This is a genomic window from Pseudomonas chaetocerotis (assembly GCF_015712105.2).
GTDB classification, from domain to species: domain Bacteria; phylum Pseudomonadota; class Gammaproteobacteria; order Pseudomonadales; family Pseudomonadaceae; genus Aquipseudomonas; species Aquipseudomonas chaetocerotis.
The window spans coordinates 181,480-197,082 of the sequence record NZ_JACFYX020000004.1 but is presented as its reverse complement, the minus strand read 5'-3'; the positions used below and the strand labels follow the sequence as shown (position 1 = coordinate 197,082).

The following is a 15,603-nucleotide window of genomic DNA, read 5'->3' as shown; positions in this document are numbered from 1 at the left end:
GTCAGTTTGTCGCAGTCGTTTCGTCAGCGTAGCCGGGATGCAATCCGGGGCGGCTGCATTCTTCCCGGATTTCATCCGGGCTACCTTTTTGCAATCCTGGCTCCCCATTCCCTGGCCTTGGTGATCAGTTCGCTTTCGTCCATGCGGGTCAGGCGGCCGTCATCCAGCAACTGCTTGCCGCCAACCCACACATGCTTCACGCAGTCGCGGCCGCTGGCATAGATGAGCTGCGACACCGGGTCGTAGATCGGTTGCTGAGCCAGGCCGGAAAGGTCGAAGGCGACCACATCGGCCAGCTTGCCCGGTTCCAGTGAGCCGGTCTGTGTTTCCAGTCCCAGTGCGCGGGCGCCATTCAAGGTGGCCATGCGCAAGGCGCTGTGAGCGTTCAGGGCGGTGGCGGAGCCGGCGACGGCCTTGGCCAGCAGGGCGGCGGTGCGGGTTTCGCCGAGCAGGTCGAGGTCGTTGTTGCTTGCGGCGCCATCGGTGCCGATGGCGACGTTGACGCCAGCCTGCCACAGGCGTTCGACCGGGCAGAAGCCGCTGGCCAGTTTGAGGTTGGACTCAGGGCAATGCACGATGCTGCAGTTGTGCTCCACCAATAGCGCCAGGTCCTCGTCGTCGATCTGCGTCATGTGCACCGCCTGGAAGCGCGGGCCGAGCAGGCCGAGGCGAGCCAGGCGCGCCAGTGGGCGTTCGCCGTGCTTGGCGACGGCTTCGGCCACTTCCTGCGCGGTTTCGTGCACATGCATATGAATGCCTGCATCCAGCTCGTCAGCCAGTACGCGAATCTGTTCCAGCTTGTCGTCGCTGACGGTGTAAGGCGCATGTGGCCCGAACGCGATGCGGATGCGCGGGTGCTGTTTGAGGTCATCGAACAGTTGCAGGCCCGTACGTAGCGCTTCGGCAGCGTTGAGTGCGCCGGGTACCGGGAAGTCCAGCACGGGAACGGTGATCTGCGCACGAACGCCGGCCTTGTGCACGCGTTCGGCGGCGATCTGCGGGTAGAAGTACATGTCTGAGAAGCAGCTGATGCCGCCCTTGATCTGTTCGGCGATGGCCAGATCGGTGCCATCGCGAACGAAATCCTCGTCGACCCACTTGCCTTCGGCGGGCCAGATATGTTCGTGCAGCCAGGTCATCAGTGGAAGGTCGTCGGCGATGCCGCGCAAAAGCGTCATCGCGGCGTGGCCGTGGGCGTTGATCAGGCCGGGGGCGAGCAGGCATTGCGGCAGCTCTCGCACCTCCGCTGCCGGGTGGCGCAGGGCTTCGCTGCGCGGTGCGATCAGTGCGATGCGTCCGTCACGGATGCCCAGTCCATGGTCGCGTAGCACCACCCCGGCCGGCTCAACGGGCACCAGCCAGGTGGGCAGGAGCAGCAGGTCGAGAGGGGCTTCGGGCATGGGGGATTGTCCGTCTGGCTTGATCGATGCAGGGAAGGGCGCCAGTGTATAGATGAATACGCTTAGCTTGAAGTCGTGAGGGGCTGCCGGATTGTTCGGCTGGCCTCAGTCGGTCTGCGTATAATCCGCGATTTTTTGGCGGTGACAGATGGAGTGCGCGATGCGCGAGCAATTGCTGGCGGTGGAGAAGGTTCAGGCAATCGAGTGGCGCGATGGTGCGCTGTACCTGCTCGATCAGCGCCTGCTGCCGCATCGGCAGACCTGGTTGCGTTTCGATTCTGCCGCCGAGGTGGCTGACGCGATTCGCGACATGGTGGTGCGCGGCGCGCCGGCTATCGGCATCGCTGCTGCCTATGGCCTGGTGTTGGGTGTTCGTGCTCGGCTGCTGGCGGGTGGTGACTGGCGCGAGGCGCTGGAGGCAGATTTTGCCTGTCTCGAGCGCTCGCGCCCTACTGCGGTCAACCTGTTCTGGGCCCTGCAGCGCATGCGTGAGCGCCTGGCAAGACTCAAGGAGGGCGATGACATCCTGGCGCTGCTGGAGGCTGAGGCGGTGGGGATTCATCTCAGTGACCGAGAGGCCAATCTGACCATGGCGCAGTTGGGTATGGAGCTGATTCGCAAGCATCAGGGCAATCCGCAGGTGCTACTGACTCACTGCAATGCCGGTGCGCTGGCGACCGGCGGCTTTGGTACGGCGCTCGGGGTGATCCGCGCAGCGTATCTGGAAGGCTTGGTCGAGCAGGTTTATGTCGATGAAACCCGCCCCTGGCTGCAGGGGGCGCGTCTGACTGCCTGGGAATTGGCTGGCGACGGCGTTCCGGTCTGCCTCAATGCCGATGCCGCTGCCGCCCACCTGATGAAAACCAAGGGCATTACCTGGGTCATCGTCGGGGCCGACCGCATCACCGCCAATGGTGATGTGGCCAACAAGATCGGCACCTATCAGCTGGCAGTCAATGCCATGCACCACGGCGTCCGCCTGATGGTGGTGGCGCCCAGCTCGACCATCGACATGAGCCTGGAAAGCGGCGAAGACATCCTGCTCGAAGAGCGCGATGGTCGAGAGCTGCTGGAGGTGGCGGGGCATCGGGTTGCAGCGGATGTGCATGCTGTCAATCCGGTGTTCGATGTGACGCCGGCTGATTTGGTCGACTACATCGTGACCGAGAAAGGTGTGATCGAGCGTCCCGACAGCGCCAAGCTGGCGCAGCTGATGTGCCGCAAGCGCTTGCACTGATCTGGTCGTGCAGCAGCATACCCACCGTAGGAGCCCTGTTCTTCGGGGCGAAGCTTTTGCTCTCATTGGTCGTGTATCAGCTCCTGCAGGCCGGTCGTTTCGCCTGTTTTCGTCGCGCCAGCTTCGGTTCTCGATGAGGGTTCGCGGGGTAGGTGTGTGGCGCGCTTTGTGGTAATCTCCGGCAGTTTTCAGGGGGGCTGACTACAGCCACCTTCACTGCATCGAATCGTGACATAACTCGTTGATTTGTCGTGAGTCGCTGATGGCTTGAGGCTATCGCGACGAGCTCCGTGGCGTTCAGGAAGAATGACGCGGAGTTTCACCAGAAAAAAGGAACCAGGCTTCTCATGGGCGAACTGGCCAAAGAAATCCTCCCGGTCAATATCGAAGACGAGCTGAAACAGTCCTACCTCGACTACGCGATGAGCGTGATCGTCGGGCGTGCGCTGCCGGATGCGCGCGATGGCTTGAAACCGGTACACCGTCGTGTGCTCTACGCCATGAGCGAGCTGGGCAACGACTGGAACAAGCCCTACAAGAAATCCGCCCGTGTGGTCGGTGACGTGATCGGTAAATACCACCCGCACGGCGACACTGCGGTGTACGACACCATCGTACGGATGGCGCAGGACTTCTCCCTGCGCTACCTGCTGGTCGACGGCCAGGGCAACTTCGGTTCGGTGGACGGCGACAACGCCGCAGCCATGCGATACACCGAAGTGCGCATGACCAAGCTGGCGCATGAGCTGCTGGCCGACCTGGATAAGGAAACCGTCGACTGGGTGCCCAACTACGACGGCACCGAGCAGATCCCGGCGGTCATGCCGACCAAGGTGCCGAACCTGCTGGTCAACGGCTCCAGCGGTATCGCCGTGGGCATGGCCACCAACATCCCGCCGCACAACCTCTCCGAGGTGATCGATGGCTGCCTGGCGCTGATCGATAACGCCGACCTGACCGTCGATGACCTGATGCAATACATCCCGGGTCCGGATTTCCCCACCGCGGGCATCATCAACGGTCGTGCCGGCATCATCGAGGCCTATCGCACTGGCCGTGGACGCATCTACATCCGCGCTCGCGTCGAGGTCGAGGACATTGACAAGGTCGGCGGCCGCCAGCAACTGGTGGTCACCGAGCTGCCATACCAGCTGAACAAGGCGCGTCTGATCGAGAAGATCGCCGAGCTGGTCAAAGAGAAGAAGATCGAAGGCATCACCGAGCTGCGTGACGAGTCCGACAAGGACGGTATGCGCGTGGTGATCGAACTGCGTCGTGGCGAAGTGCCGGACGTGGTGCTGAACAACCTGTACGCCCAGACCCAGATGCAGAGCGTGTTCGGCATCAACGTCGTGGCGCTGGTCGACGGTCAGCCGAAGATCATGAACCTCAAGGACATGCTTGAGGTGTTCGTCCGTCACCGCCGCGAAGTGGTGACCCGCCGCACCGTCTACGAGCTGCGCAAGGCGCGTGAACGTGGCCACATCCTCGAAGGCCAGGCGGTTGCCCTGTCCAACATCGATCCGGTGATCGAGCTGATCAAGGCCTCGCCGACGCCGGCCGAGGCCAAGGAGCGCCTGATCGCCACGGCCTGGGAATCGTCCGCCGTGGAGGCCATGGTCGAGCGCGCCGGTGCCGACTCCTGCCGTCCGGAAGGTCTGGATGCACAGTTCGGCCTGCGTGACGGCAAGTACTACCTGTCGCCGGAGCAGGCTCAGGCCATTCTCGAATTGCGCCTGCACCGCCTGACCGGTCTGGAGCACGAGAAACTGCTGGCCGAGTACCAGGAAATCCTCAGCCTGATCGGCGAGCTGATTCGCATCCTGACCAGCCCTGAGCGCTTGATGGAAGTCATCCGCGAGGAGCTGGAGAAGGTCAAGGCCGAGTTCGGCGATGCCCGTCGTACCGAGATCGTCGCCTCGCGTCTGGACCTGACCATTGCCGACCTGATCACCGAAGAAGAGCGCGTCGTCACCATCTCCCACGGTGGCTACGCCAAGAGCCAGCCGCTGGCCGCCTACGAGGCGCAGCGCCGTGGCGGCAAGGGCAAGTCGGCCACCGGGGTGAAGGACGAGGACTACGTCGAGCACCTGCTGGTCGCCAACAGTCATGCGACCCTGCTGCTGTTCTCCAGCAAGGGCAAGGTGTACTGGTTGCGTACCTTCGAGATTCCCGAGGCCTCGCGCGCCGCGCGCGGTCGTCCGCTGGTCAACCTGTTGCCGCTGGATGAGGGCGAGCGCATCACCGCGATGCTGCAGATCGACCTCGAAGCGCTGCAGCAGAGCGCCGGTGCCGACGAAGATCTGGACGACGACGGTGTGGTGATCGAAGGCGAAGCCGTTGAAGTGGTCGAGGCTGAGGAAGTCGAAGAAGTCGAGGGCGAAACCCCTGAGCTGATCGCCGAACCGACCGGCGCCTTCATCTTCATGGCCACCGCTTTCGGTACCGTGAAGAAGACCCCGCTGGTGCAGTTCAGCCGCCCGCGCAGCGCCGGTCTGATCGCCCTGAAACTGGAAGAGGGTGACACCCTGATCGCTGCCGCCATTACCGACGGCGCCAAGGAAGTCATGCTGTTCTCCGATGCCGGCAAGGTGCTGCGCTTCGCCGAGAGCAAGGTGCGCACCATGGGTCGTACCGCCCGCGGTGTGCGCGGTATGCGCCTGGGCAAGGGCCAGCAACTGATCTCCATGCTGATTCCTGAGTCCGGCGCGCAGATCCTCACCGCCTCCGAGCGTGGCTTTGGCAAGCGTACCGGCCTGGGCAAGTTCCCGCGTCGCGGTCGTGGTGGTCAGGGCGTTATCGGCATGGTCACCAGCGAGCGTAACGGCAAGCTGGTTGGCGCCATCCAGGTGCAGGACGGCGAGGAAATCATGCTGATTTCCGACCAGGGCACTCTGGTGCGTACCCGTGTCGACGAAGTCTCCAGCTCAGGCCGTAATACCCAGGGTGTGACCCTGATCAAGCTGGCCAAGGACGAGACCCTGGTTGGCCTGGAGCGTGTGCAGGAGCCGACTGCGGTGGAAGAGGACGAGCTGGTCGAGGGCGAAGAGGGCGCTGAAGTCGCCGAAAGCGCCGAAGTACCAGTCGCCGATGCCGAGGAAGGCAGCGAGGAGTGAGATCCTGTGGGAGGGGCCGGGCGGCGTTCCGTATTAGCCGCAACTATCGTGCTGAAGCTCCTCCCATGGGCACGGTGACAGTGTGGACATGCCATCGCCTGGTGGTGGCGTTCTGTGAATCTGAGAGAGACAGACGTGAGCAAGCGAGCTTTTAACTTCTGCGCCGGCCCGGCCGCGCTGCCGACCGCTGTACTGCAACGCGCCCAGGCCGAGATGCTCGACTGGCAAGGCAAGGGCCTCTCGGTGATGGAGATGAGCCATCGCAGCGACGAGTACGTGGCTATCGCCAGTCAGGCCGAGCAGGATCTGCGTGATCTGCTCGCTGTGCCCAACGACTACAAGGTGCTGTTCCTGCAGGGCGGTGCCAGCCAGCAGTTCGCCGAGATTCCGCTGAACCTGCTGCCGGAAGACGGCGTGGCCGACTACGTCGAAACCGGCATCTGGTCGAAGAAAGCCATCGAAGAGGCGCGTCGCTATGGCGCCATCAACGTGGCCGCCAGCGCCAAGGCGCATGATTACTTCGCCATTCCCGGGCAGAACGACTGGCAGCTGTCGAAAGACGCCGCCTACGTGCATTACTGCAGCAACGAAACCATCGGCGGCCTGCAGTTCGACTGGGTGCCGCAGGTCGGCGATATCCCGCTGGTGGCGGACATGTCCTCGGACATCCTCTCGCGCTCGCTGGATGTGTCGCAGTTTGGTCTGATCTACGCCGGTGCGCAGAAGAACATCGGTCCAAGCGGCCTGGTGGTGGTGATCGTCCGTGAAGATCTGCTCGGTCGCGCCCGTTCCAGTTGCCCGACCATGCTCGATTACAAGATCTCCGCCGATAACGGTTCGATGTACAACACCCCGGCGACCTATTCCTGGTACCTGTCCGGCCTGGTCTTCCAGTGGCTGAAGGAGCAGGGCGGCGTAGAGGCCATGGAGCGCGTCAACCGCGCCAAGAAGGACCTGCTGTACAAAGCCATCGACGGCAGCGATTTCTACAGCAACCCCATCGCCCATAACGCGCGCTCCTGGATGAACGTGCCGTTCCGCCTGGCTGACGAGAAGCTGGACAAGGCCTTCCTCGCCGGCGCCGATGCGCGCGGCCTGCTCAACCTGAAAGGGCATCGTTCGGTCGGTGGCATGCGCGCCTCGATCTACAACGCCGTTGGCATGGATGCAGTCGAGGCGCTGGTGGCCTACATGGCCGAGTTCGAGAAGGAGCATGGCTAATGACGGATTTAATCTCGGAGCAGGAACTGCAAGCGCTGCGCGTGCGCATCGATAACCTCGACGAGCGTATCCTCGAGCTGATCAGCGATCGCGCCCGCTGCGCCGAAGAAGTCGCCCGTGTGAAGATGAAGGAGTTGAAGGAGGGCGAGTCGCCCGTCTTCTATCGCCCCGAGCGCGAAGCTCAGGTGCTCAAACGCGTGATGGAGCGCAACAGAGGGCCGTTGGGCAATGAGGAAATGGCGCGCTTGTTCCGCGAAATCATGTCCTCTTGCCTGGCGCTGGAAAACCCGCTGAAAGTCGCTTATCTCGGCCCTGAAGGCACCTTCAGCCAGGCAGCGGCGATGAAGCACTTCGGTCACGCGGTGATCAGCGTGCCGATGGCGGCCATCGACGAAGTGTTCCGCGAGGTGGCTGCCGGTGCGGTCAACTTCGGCGTGGTGCCGGTGGAGAACTCCACCGAAGGCGCGATCAACCACACCCTCGACAGCTTCCTCGAGCACGACATGGTCATTTGTGGTGAGGTGGAGCTGCGCATTCACCATCATCTGCTGGTCGGCGAGACCACCAAGACCGACAAGATCACCCGCATCTACTCCCATGCCCAGTCGCTCGCGCAGTGCCGCAAGTGGCTGGACGCGCACTATCCGAACGTCGAACGCGTGGCGGTTTCCAGTAACGCCGATGCGGCCAAGCGAGTAAAGAGCGAGTGGAACAGTGCGGCTATCGCCGGCGACATGGCGGCCAATCTGTATGGCCTGACCAAGCTGGCGGAAAAGATCGAGGATCGCCCGGACAACTCCACGCGCTTTCTCATCATTGGTAGCCAGGAAGTACCGCCGACCGGCGACGACAAGACCTCGATCATCGTCTCCATGCGCAACAAGCCGGGTGCATTGCACGAGCTGCTGGTGCCGTTCCACAACAACGGCATCGACCTGACTCGCATCGAGACTCGCCCGTCGCGCAGCGGCAAGTGGACCTACGTGTTCTTCATCGACTTTGTCGGACATCATCGCGATCCGTTGATCAAGGATGTGCTGGAGAAGCTCGCGCAGGAGGCTGTGGCGCTGAAGGTGCTGGGGTCATATCCGAAGGCGGTGCTTTGAGGTAAAGCCCCTCACCCCCGGCCCCTCTTCCTGGGGAGAGGGGCGGTGTACGGTGAACGTTTGATCAATCACGTGCAGTCAGTACGATCGTTAGCCTGGACTCAGATTTCAGCCCTGCGCCGTTTTGCTGGTCTCCCCTCTCCCTCCGGGAGAGGGGCGGGGGTGAGGGTAGGAGTCACCACAATTTCAAGAGAGGGCAAGGATGCCACCTCAATACAGACCGCTCCCCGCATGGCACAAACAGCGCGCGAGGGAATTGCGCATCGCGGCTACGGATGCCGAGGTGCGTCTGTGGTATTGCCTGCGGTCGGGGCGGCTGGGCGGTTTGAAGTTTCGCCGGCAGCATCCGTTGCCACCTTATATCGTCGACTTTTTCTGTGAGGCGGCGAAATTGGCGGTGGAGTTGGATGGTTCTCAGCACGGTGGTGAAGACGACGCTGCAAGAACGTTGGATTTAGAGCGTGAAGGCATCATGGTGCTGCGCTTTTGGAATGATCAGGCCTTGAAGGAAACCGAGGCTGTGTTGCAGGAGATTTATCGGGTGGCTAGCGAGCGGATTGCTTCTGATCGCTGAAAGCCCCCTCACCCCAACACCTCTCCCGGAGGGCGAGGGGAGCGAATCACAGGCGTCTCTAATTTGGGATGTAGCCTGCGGAACGCGGTCTTACAGTCGCAGTCGCTCGGTTCCCCTCTCCCCTTGAGAGAGGGTTTAAGGGTGAGGGCAGGGCGTACCGCGGGCAATTGGATTGAAGAGGTTTGCAAATGAGCTGTGATTTCATCGCCTTGGCCCAGCCAGGCGTGCAAAAGCTGTCCCCCTACGTGCCTGGCAAGCCCGTCGACGAGTTGGCTCGTGAGCTGGGGCTCGATCCGGCCGGCATCGTCAAGCTGGCAAGCAACGAGAACCCGCTTGGTCCCAGCGCCAAGGTGCTGGCGGCGATTCGTGCGGAACTGGACGAGCTGACCCGCTACCCGGATGGCAATGGATTCACCCTCAAGACTGCCTTGGCCGCTCGCTACGGCGTCGACGCCGCGCAGGTGACGTTGGGCAATGGTTCCAACGACATCCTCGAACTGGTAGCCCGTGCCTATCTGGCGCCCGGTCTCAACGCCGTGTTCAGCGACTACGCCTTCGCGGTTTACCCCATCGCCACCCAGGCAGTCGGCGCGCAGGGCAAGATCGTGCCGGCCAAGGATTACGCTCACGACCTGCAGGCGATGCTTGCCGCCATCGACGACAACACCCGCGTCGTCTTCATTGCCAACCCGAATAATCCGACCGGTACCTGGTTTGGCCCGGATGCTCTGGAGACCTTCCTGGCCAAGGTGCCGGAATCGGTGCTGGTAGTGCTGGACGAAGCCTATATCGAGTACGCCGAAGGCGACGAACTGCCAGATGGTCTTGATTACCTGGCGCGCTATCCGAACCTGCTGGTCTCGCGCACCTTCTCCAAGGCCTACGGCCTGGCTTCGTTGCGTGTCGGCTATGCCATCAGCTCGCCGGCCATCGCCGATGTGCTCAACCGCGTGCGCCAGCCGTTCAACGTCAACAGCCTCGCGCTGGCCGCAGCCTGCGCCGCGCTGGCCGATGTCGATTACCTGGCCGAGAGCCGTCGCTTGAACGATGCCGGCATGCAGCAGCTGGAAGACGGCTTGCGTGCCCTGGGCCTGAGCTGGATTGCTTCCAAGGGCAACTTCATCGCCGTCGATTTTGCTCGCGACACTGCTGCGATCAACCAGGCGCTGCTGCGAGAAGGGGTGATCGTGCGGCCGATGGCCGGTTACCGCATGCCGAATTTCCTACGCGTCTCCATCGGCCTGCCGAAAGAGAACGCGCGTTTCCTCGAGGCACTGGCCAAGGTGCTGTCGGCGTGACTGTCACTGCAGTGCAATCGAATGCCCCTAAGATCGGCCGCCTGGTGGTGGTCGGCCTCGGCCTGATCGGTGGTTCCTTCGCCAAAGGGCTGCGTGAGCGCGGCCTCTGCCGGGAGGTCGTGGGGGTCGATCTGGACGCCGAATCGTGTCGCTTGGCGGTGCAGTTGGGCGTTGTCGATCGTTGCGAGAGCGACCTTGCAGCCGCCTGTCAGGGGGCTGATGTCATCCAGCTGGCAGTGCCTATCCTGGCCATGGAGAAGGTGCTTGCCCAGCTGGCCAGGATCGATCTCGGCAATGCCGTACTGACCGACGTCGGTAGCGCCAAGGGTAATGTCGTGCGTGCGGCGCGCCTGGCATTTTCCGGCAAGGCTGTGCGTCTGGTGCCCGGCCACCCCATTGCGGGCTCCGAGCAGAGCGGGGTGGAGGCCGCCAACGCGGAGCTGTTCCGTCGCCATAAGGTCATTCTCACGCCGTGCGAGTACAGCGATGAGGCCGCTCTGGCGCTGGTCGAAGGGCTCTGGCGCGAGCTAGGCGCGGATGTCGAGTCGATGGAGGTGGAACATCACGACCAGGTACTTGCTGCCACCAGTCATCTGCCGCACCTGCTGGCGTTTACCCTGGTTGACTCGCTGGCCAAGCGCAGCGAGAACCTGGAAATTTTCCGTTATGCCGCTGGTGGTTTCCGCGACTTCACGCGGATCGCCGGCAGTGACCCGGTGATGTGGCACGATATCTTCCTCGCCAACCGCGAGGCCGTGCTACGCACACTGGATACGTTTCGCGACGACCTCGACGCCCTGCGCGGCGCGGTCGACGCCGGGGATGGGCATCAATTGCTGGGCGTGTTCACGCGCGCCCGCGTGGCCCGCGAACATTTCAGCAAAATTCTGGCCCGCAGGGCCTATGTGGACGCTATGCACTCGACCGATCTGATTTTCCTGGCAAAACCTGGTAGCTCGCTGGCTGGACGTATCCGCGTACCGGGTGACAAATCCATCTCGCACCGCTCGATCATGCTGGGTTCGCTGGCTGAAGGTACCACCGAGGTCGAAGGCTTCCTCGAAGGCGAAGACGCCCTGGCCACGCTGCAAGCGTTCCGCGACATGGGCGTGGTCATCGAAGGCCCGCACCATGGTCGCGTGACCATCCACGGCGTCGGTCTGCATGGCCTGAAAGCCCCGGTTGGCCCGCTGTACATGGGTAACTCCGGCACCTCCATGCGCCTGCTCTCTGGTCTGCTGGCGGCGCAGCCGTTCGACACCACCCTCACCGGTGATGCTTCGCTGTCCAAGCGCCCGATGAATCGCGTGGCCAAGCCGCTGCGTGAAATGGGGGCGGTGATCGAGACTGGCCCTGAAGGTCGTCCGCCGCTCACCATCAAGGGCGGTCAGCGCCTGACCGGCATGGCCTACGACATGCCCATGGCCAGCGCCCAGGTCAAGTCCTGTCTGCTGCTCGCCGGCCTGTACGCCGCTGGTAGCACTTCGGTGACCGAGCCGGCACCGACCCGTGATCACACCGAGCGCATGCTGCGCGGCTTCGGCTATCCGGTCAGCGTCGACGGCAGCACTGCCTGCGTCGAGTCCGGCCACAAGCTGACCGCCACGCGTATCGAAGTGCCGGCGGATATTTCCTCGGCGGCGTTCTTCCTGGTCGCCGCCAGCATCGCTGAAGGTTCCGAGCTGGTGCTCGAGCACGTCGGCATCAACCCGACCCGCACTGGTGTGATCGACATTCTCAAGCTGATGGGCGGCGACATCACCCTGGAAAATCAGCGTGAAGTCGGCGGCGAGCCAGTGGCTGACATCCGCGTGCGTGCGGCCAAGCTTAAAGGCATCGATATCCCGGAAGATCTGGTGCCGCTGGCCATCGATGAATTCCCGGTACTGTTCGTCGCCGCCGCCTGTGCTGAAGGTCGCACCGTGTTGCGCGGCGCCGAAGAGCTGCGGGTGAAAGAGTCCGACCGCATCCAGGTCATGGCTGACGGCCTGGTCGCGCTGGGTGTGAAAGCCGAACCGACACCGGACGGCATCATCATCGAAGGCGGCGCCATTGGCGGTGGCGAAGTCTGGGCGCATGGCGACCACCGTATCGCCATGTCCTTCAGCGTCGCCTCGCTGCGCGCCAGTGCGCCGATCCGTATCCATGATTGTGCCAACGTCGCCACTTCCTTCCCCAACTTCCTTGCTCTGGCGGCCGAAGTCGGTATCAATGTGGCCGTAGAGGGCAACGCATGAGCGCCCCGGTAATCACCGTCGACGGGCCGAGCGGGTCGGGCAAGGGCACGCTTTGCGCCTTGCTGGCCAAGCAGCTGGGCTGGAATCTGCTCGACTCCGGTGCGCTCTATCGCCTGCTGGCCTTCGCCGCTGGCAACCACGGCATCGACCTGACCAACGAAGAGTCGCTCAAGCAGTTGGCCGCGCATCTGGATGTGCAGTTCATCGAAAAGCGCATCATCCTCGAAGGCGAGGAGGTGACCGACGCCATCCGTAACGAGCAGATAGGGGCGGGCGCTTCCATGGTCGCCTCGCTGCCGGCCGTACGCGAAGCGCTGCTGCAGCGTCAGCGCGCGTTTCAGGAGATGCCAGGCCTGGTGGCAGACGGTCGCGACATGGGCACTGTGGTGTTCGCCGACGCGCCGCTGAAGATTTTCCTGACCGCCAGCGCCGAGGAGCGTGCGCGTCGCCGCTACTTGCAGTTGAAGGCCAAGGGCGATGATGTTAATCTCGCGAGTCTTCTCGACGAGATACGGGCGCGCGACGAGCGCGATACCCAGCGCGCGGTGGCTCCGCTCAAACCGGCAGCCGATGCAATCGTGCTGGATTCCACCGAGCTTTCCATCGAGCAGGTACTTGAACGAATTCTGAGCGAGGTCGCTGATCGCGATCTTGCCGGGTAGAGAGTCGCAGCTGCTATAAGCTGACGGACTCGCAAGGAGGCATACGGGAGACCAGTCCTTGTCCCGTAGGCCTCTTTTTACATGAACGAACCCACATGGTCTGGAATGTGGTTTGGGCGAATCCCCGCCCTTGATCAACAGGAATCAACATGAGCGAAAGCTTTGCAGAACTATTTGAAGAAAGCCTGAAATCCCTCGACATGCAGCCGGGCGCCATCATCACCGGTATCGTGGTCGACATCGACGGTGACTGGGTTACCGTTCACGCCGGTCTGAAGTCCGAGGGCGTCATCCCGCTCGACCAGTTCTTCAACGAACAAGGCGAGCTGACCATCAAGGTCGGTGACGAAGTCCACGTCGCGCTGGACGCGGTTGAAGATGGCTTCGGTGAAACCAAGCTGTCCCGCGAGAAAGCCAAGCGCGCTGAGTCCTGGCTGGTTCTGGAAGCTGCGTTCAACGCTGAAGAAGTGGTCAAGGGCGTTATCAACGGTAAGGTCAAAGGCGGCTTCACCGTTGACGTCAACGGCATCCGCGCGTTCCTGCCGGGTTCCCTGGTTGACGTCCGTCCGGTGCGTGACACCACTCACCTGGAAGGCAAAGAGCTCGAGTTCAAGGTCATCAAACTGGACCAGAAGCGCAACAACGTTGTCGTTTCCCGTCGCAGCGTCCTGGAAGCCGAGAACAGCGCCGAGCGCGAAGCGCTGCTGGAATCCCTGCAGGAAGGCCAGCAAGTCAAAGGTATCGTCAAGAACCTCACCGACTACGGTGCGTTCGTTGACCTGGGCGGCGTAGACGGCCTGCTGCACATCACCGACATGGCTTGGAAGCGCATCAAGCACCCGTCCGAGATCGTCAACGTTGGCGACGAGATCGACGTCAAGGTTCTGAAGTACGATCGCGAGCGTAACCGCGTATCCCTGGGCCTGAAGCAACTGGGTGAAGACCCATGGGTTGCCATCAAGGCTCGTTACCCGGAAAACACCCGCGTTGTTGCCCGCGTCACCAACCTCACCGACTACGGCTGCTTCGCCGAGCTGGAAGAGGGCGTGGAAGGCCTGGTACACGTTTCCGAAATGGACTGGACCAACAAGAACATCCACCCGTCGAAAGTCGTCAACGTCGGCGACGAAGTGGAAGTCATGGTTCTGGACATCGACGAAGAGCGTCGTCGTATCTCCCTGGGTATCAAGCAGTGCAAGACCAACCCGTGGGAAGACTTCTCCGGTCAGTTCAACAAGGGTGACAAGATCTCCGGCACCATCAAGTCGATCACCGATTTCGGTATCTTCATTGGTCTGGATGGCGGCATCGACGGTCTGGTTCACTTGTCCGACATCTCCTGGAACGAAGCCGGCGAAGAAGCCGTGCGTCGCTTCAAGAAGGGCGACGAGCTGGAAACCGTCATCCTGTCGGTTGACCCGGAGCGCGAGCGCATCTCCCTGGGCATCAAGCAGCTGGAAGACGATCCGTTCAGCAACTACGTCTCCATCAACGACAAGGGCACTATCGTCCGTGGCGTTGTGAAAGAAGTAGACGCCAAGGGCGCCATCATCGACCTGGGCAACGAGATCGAAGCTACCCTGAAAGCCTCCGAAATCAGCCGTGACCGCGTTGAAGACGCGCGCAACGTCCTGAAAGAAGGCGACGAAGTAGAAGCCAAGATCATCAGCGTCGACCGCAAGTCCCGCGTCATCAGCCTGTCCGTCAAGTCGAAAGACGTTGAAGACGAGAAAGACGCGATGAAGGAACTGCGTAACAAGCAAGACGTTGAAAGCACCGGCCCGACCACCATTGGTGATCTGATCCGTGCACAGATGGAAAACCAGAACTAAGTTCGGGTAATTCATCAAAAAGGGCGGCCCTCGGGCCGCCCTTTTTCGTTTCCGTATCCCGTAGGGTGCGCCGCGCGCACCAGGCGATGTTTTGCTCTGCTAGGCAGTGCATCCCCACAGCATTCGGCACGCTCAATTGTCTGGGTCGTCTGATGGGGCTGCTCGCAGCTTTTTCCTGTCGTTGATCGCTGGGTGCGCGGATGCGCTTTGCTTCGGCCGTCCAGGAAAGGCTTGCCAGCCCCGGGGTCGACAAACCGTTTTATGTCCCGATGTAAGCCTCTTGCGTGTCGTATGGCGCGGTTCTGTCCTCAGATTGCGCTAACACCTTGTTTTTTAGGCTGTTCAAAAGCTGACCCGCGTGCTACAACCGAACCGTCGAGTCTTCTAGCCGCTTGAAAAAGAAGGGAAAACCATGACCAAGTCGGAGTTGATCGAAAGAATTGTCACTCATCAGGGTCAGCTGTCCTCCAAGGATGTCGAGTTAGCCATCAAGACCATGCTGGAGCAAATGTCCCAGGCACTGGCCACGGGGGATCGCATCGAGATTCGTGGCTTTGGCAGCTTCTCGCTGCATTACCGTGCGCCGCGCGTTGGGCGCAACCCGAAAACCGGCCAATCTGTCTGCCTGGATGGCAAGTTCGTGCCGCATTTCAAACCGGGTAAGGAGCTGCGTGACCGGGTCAATGAGGACGAGTGACAGCGCTTTGTCCTTCTCGCTGGTGCAAGTCTCCTGATCAGGCGATCGCCTGGCGTCACGCTTTTGTCATGCTTGCGAAATCATGGAAAACCGGCAAAATGTGCGGGCTTTCACAGGGCGCGTCGTTGCCAAATTTCCAGCTGGTTCAGTTAATTACCATTCTCTGAACAGTCATCCGCACTACTGGGCCGAGTCCCTTTAAATTTTCCTCAGCGTTAAGGGA

Annotated in this window: 11 protein-coding genes; 10 read left to right on the top strand and 1 reads right to left on the bottom strand. The window is 61.9% G+C overall.

Annotated elements, in window-relative coordinates; translation table 11 throughout:
- Positions 1-80: 80 nt before the first annotated feature.
- Positions 81-1,400 carry a TRZ/ATZ family hydrolase gene (locus H3221_RS09235; protein ID WP_196474046.1) on the bottom strand — a complete coding sequence of 440 codons (1,320 nt, stop codon included), beginning with the start codon at positions 1,398-1,400 and terminating at the stop codon, positions 81-83.
- Positions 1,401-1,560: 160 nt separating this feature from the next.
- Here H3221_RS09235 and mtnA point away from each other — a divergent pair, with 160 nt between their 5' ends.
- From mtnA to ihfB, 10 genes are all read left to right on the top strand, one after another.
- Positions 1,561-2,637, top strand: coding sequence for an S-methyl-5-thioribose-1-phosphate isomerase (mtnA, locus tag H3221_RS09230; protein ID WP_196474047.1), 1,077 nt, complete (start codon positions 1,561-1,563; stop codon positions 2,635-2,637).
- 347 nt (positions 2,638-2,984) lie between these two features.
- On the top strand, positions 2,985-5,753 hold the full coding sequence (gyrA, locus tag H3221_RS09225; RefSeq protein WP_196474048.1) for a DNA gyrase subunit A: 2,769 nt from the start codon (positions 2,985-2,987) through the stop codon (positions 5,751-5,753).
- Positions 5,754-5,888: 135 nt separating this feature from the next.
- Positions 5,889-6,974: a 3-phosphoserine/phosphohydroxythreonine transaminase gene (serC, locus tag H3221_RS09220; RefSeq protein ID WP_196474049.1), complete on the top strand. Its 1,086-nt coding sequence runs from the start codon at positions 5,889-5,891 to the stop codon at positions 6,972-6,974.
- Positions 6,974-8,080, top strand: coding sequence for a prephenate dehydratase (pheA, locus tag H3221_RS09215; protein WP_196474050.1), 1,107 nt, complete (start codon positions 6,974-6,976; stop codon positions 8,078-8,080). The genes serC and pheA overlap by 1 nt, the downstream gene beginning before the upstream one ends.
- Positions 8,081-8,282: 202 nt before the next feature.
- Entirely contained in the window at positions 8,283-8,654 is a 372-nt protein-coding gene (locus tag H3221_RS09210) for an endonuclease domain-containing protein (RefSeq protein WP_196474051.1), read from the top strand.
- A 188-nt stretch (positions 8,655-8,842) separates the two neighbouring features.
- Complete coding sequence (gene hisC, locus H3221_RS09205; RefSeq protein WP_196474052.1) at positions 8,843-9,952, top strand: histidinol-phosphate transaminase; 1,110 nt, start codon at positions 8,843-8,845, stop codon at positions 9,950-9,952.
- Positions 9,949-12,189 (top strand): bifunctional prephenate dehydrogenase/3-phosphoshikimate 1-carboxyvinyltransferase, encoded by a 2,241-nt coding sequence (locus H3221_RS09200; protein WP_196474053.1) that lies wholly within the window; start codon positions 9,949-9,951, stop codon positions 12,187-12,189. The genes hisC and H3221_RS09200 overlap by 4 nt, the downstream gene beginning before the upstream one ends.
- Positions 12,186-12,851 (top strand): (d)CMP kinase, encoded by a 666-nt coding sequence (cmk, locus tag H3221_RS09195; RefSeq protein WP_196474054.1) that lies wholly within the window; start codon positions 12,186-12,188, stop codon positions 12,849-12,851. The genes H3221_RS09200 and cmk overlap by 4 nt, the downstream gene beginning before the upstream one ends.
- Before the next feature lie 149 nt (positions 12,852-13,000).
- Positions 13,001-14,683, top strand: coding sequence for a 30S ribosomal protein S1 (gene rpsA, locus H3221_RS09190; protein WP_061239651.1), 1,683 nt, complete (start codon positions 13,001-13,003; stop codon positions 14,681-14,683).
- Positions 14,684-15,095: 412 nt separating this feature from the next.
- Positions 15,096-15,380, top strand: a complete 285-nt coding sequence (gene ihfB / locus H3221_RS09185) for an integration host factor subunit beta (protein ID WP_025167342.1) — start codon at positions 15,096-15,098, stop codon at positions 15,378-15,380.
- The last annotated feature ends 223 nt before the right edge of the window (positions 15,381-15,603 follow it).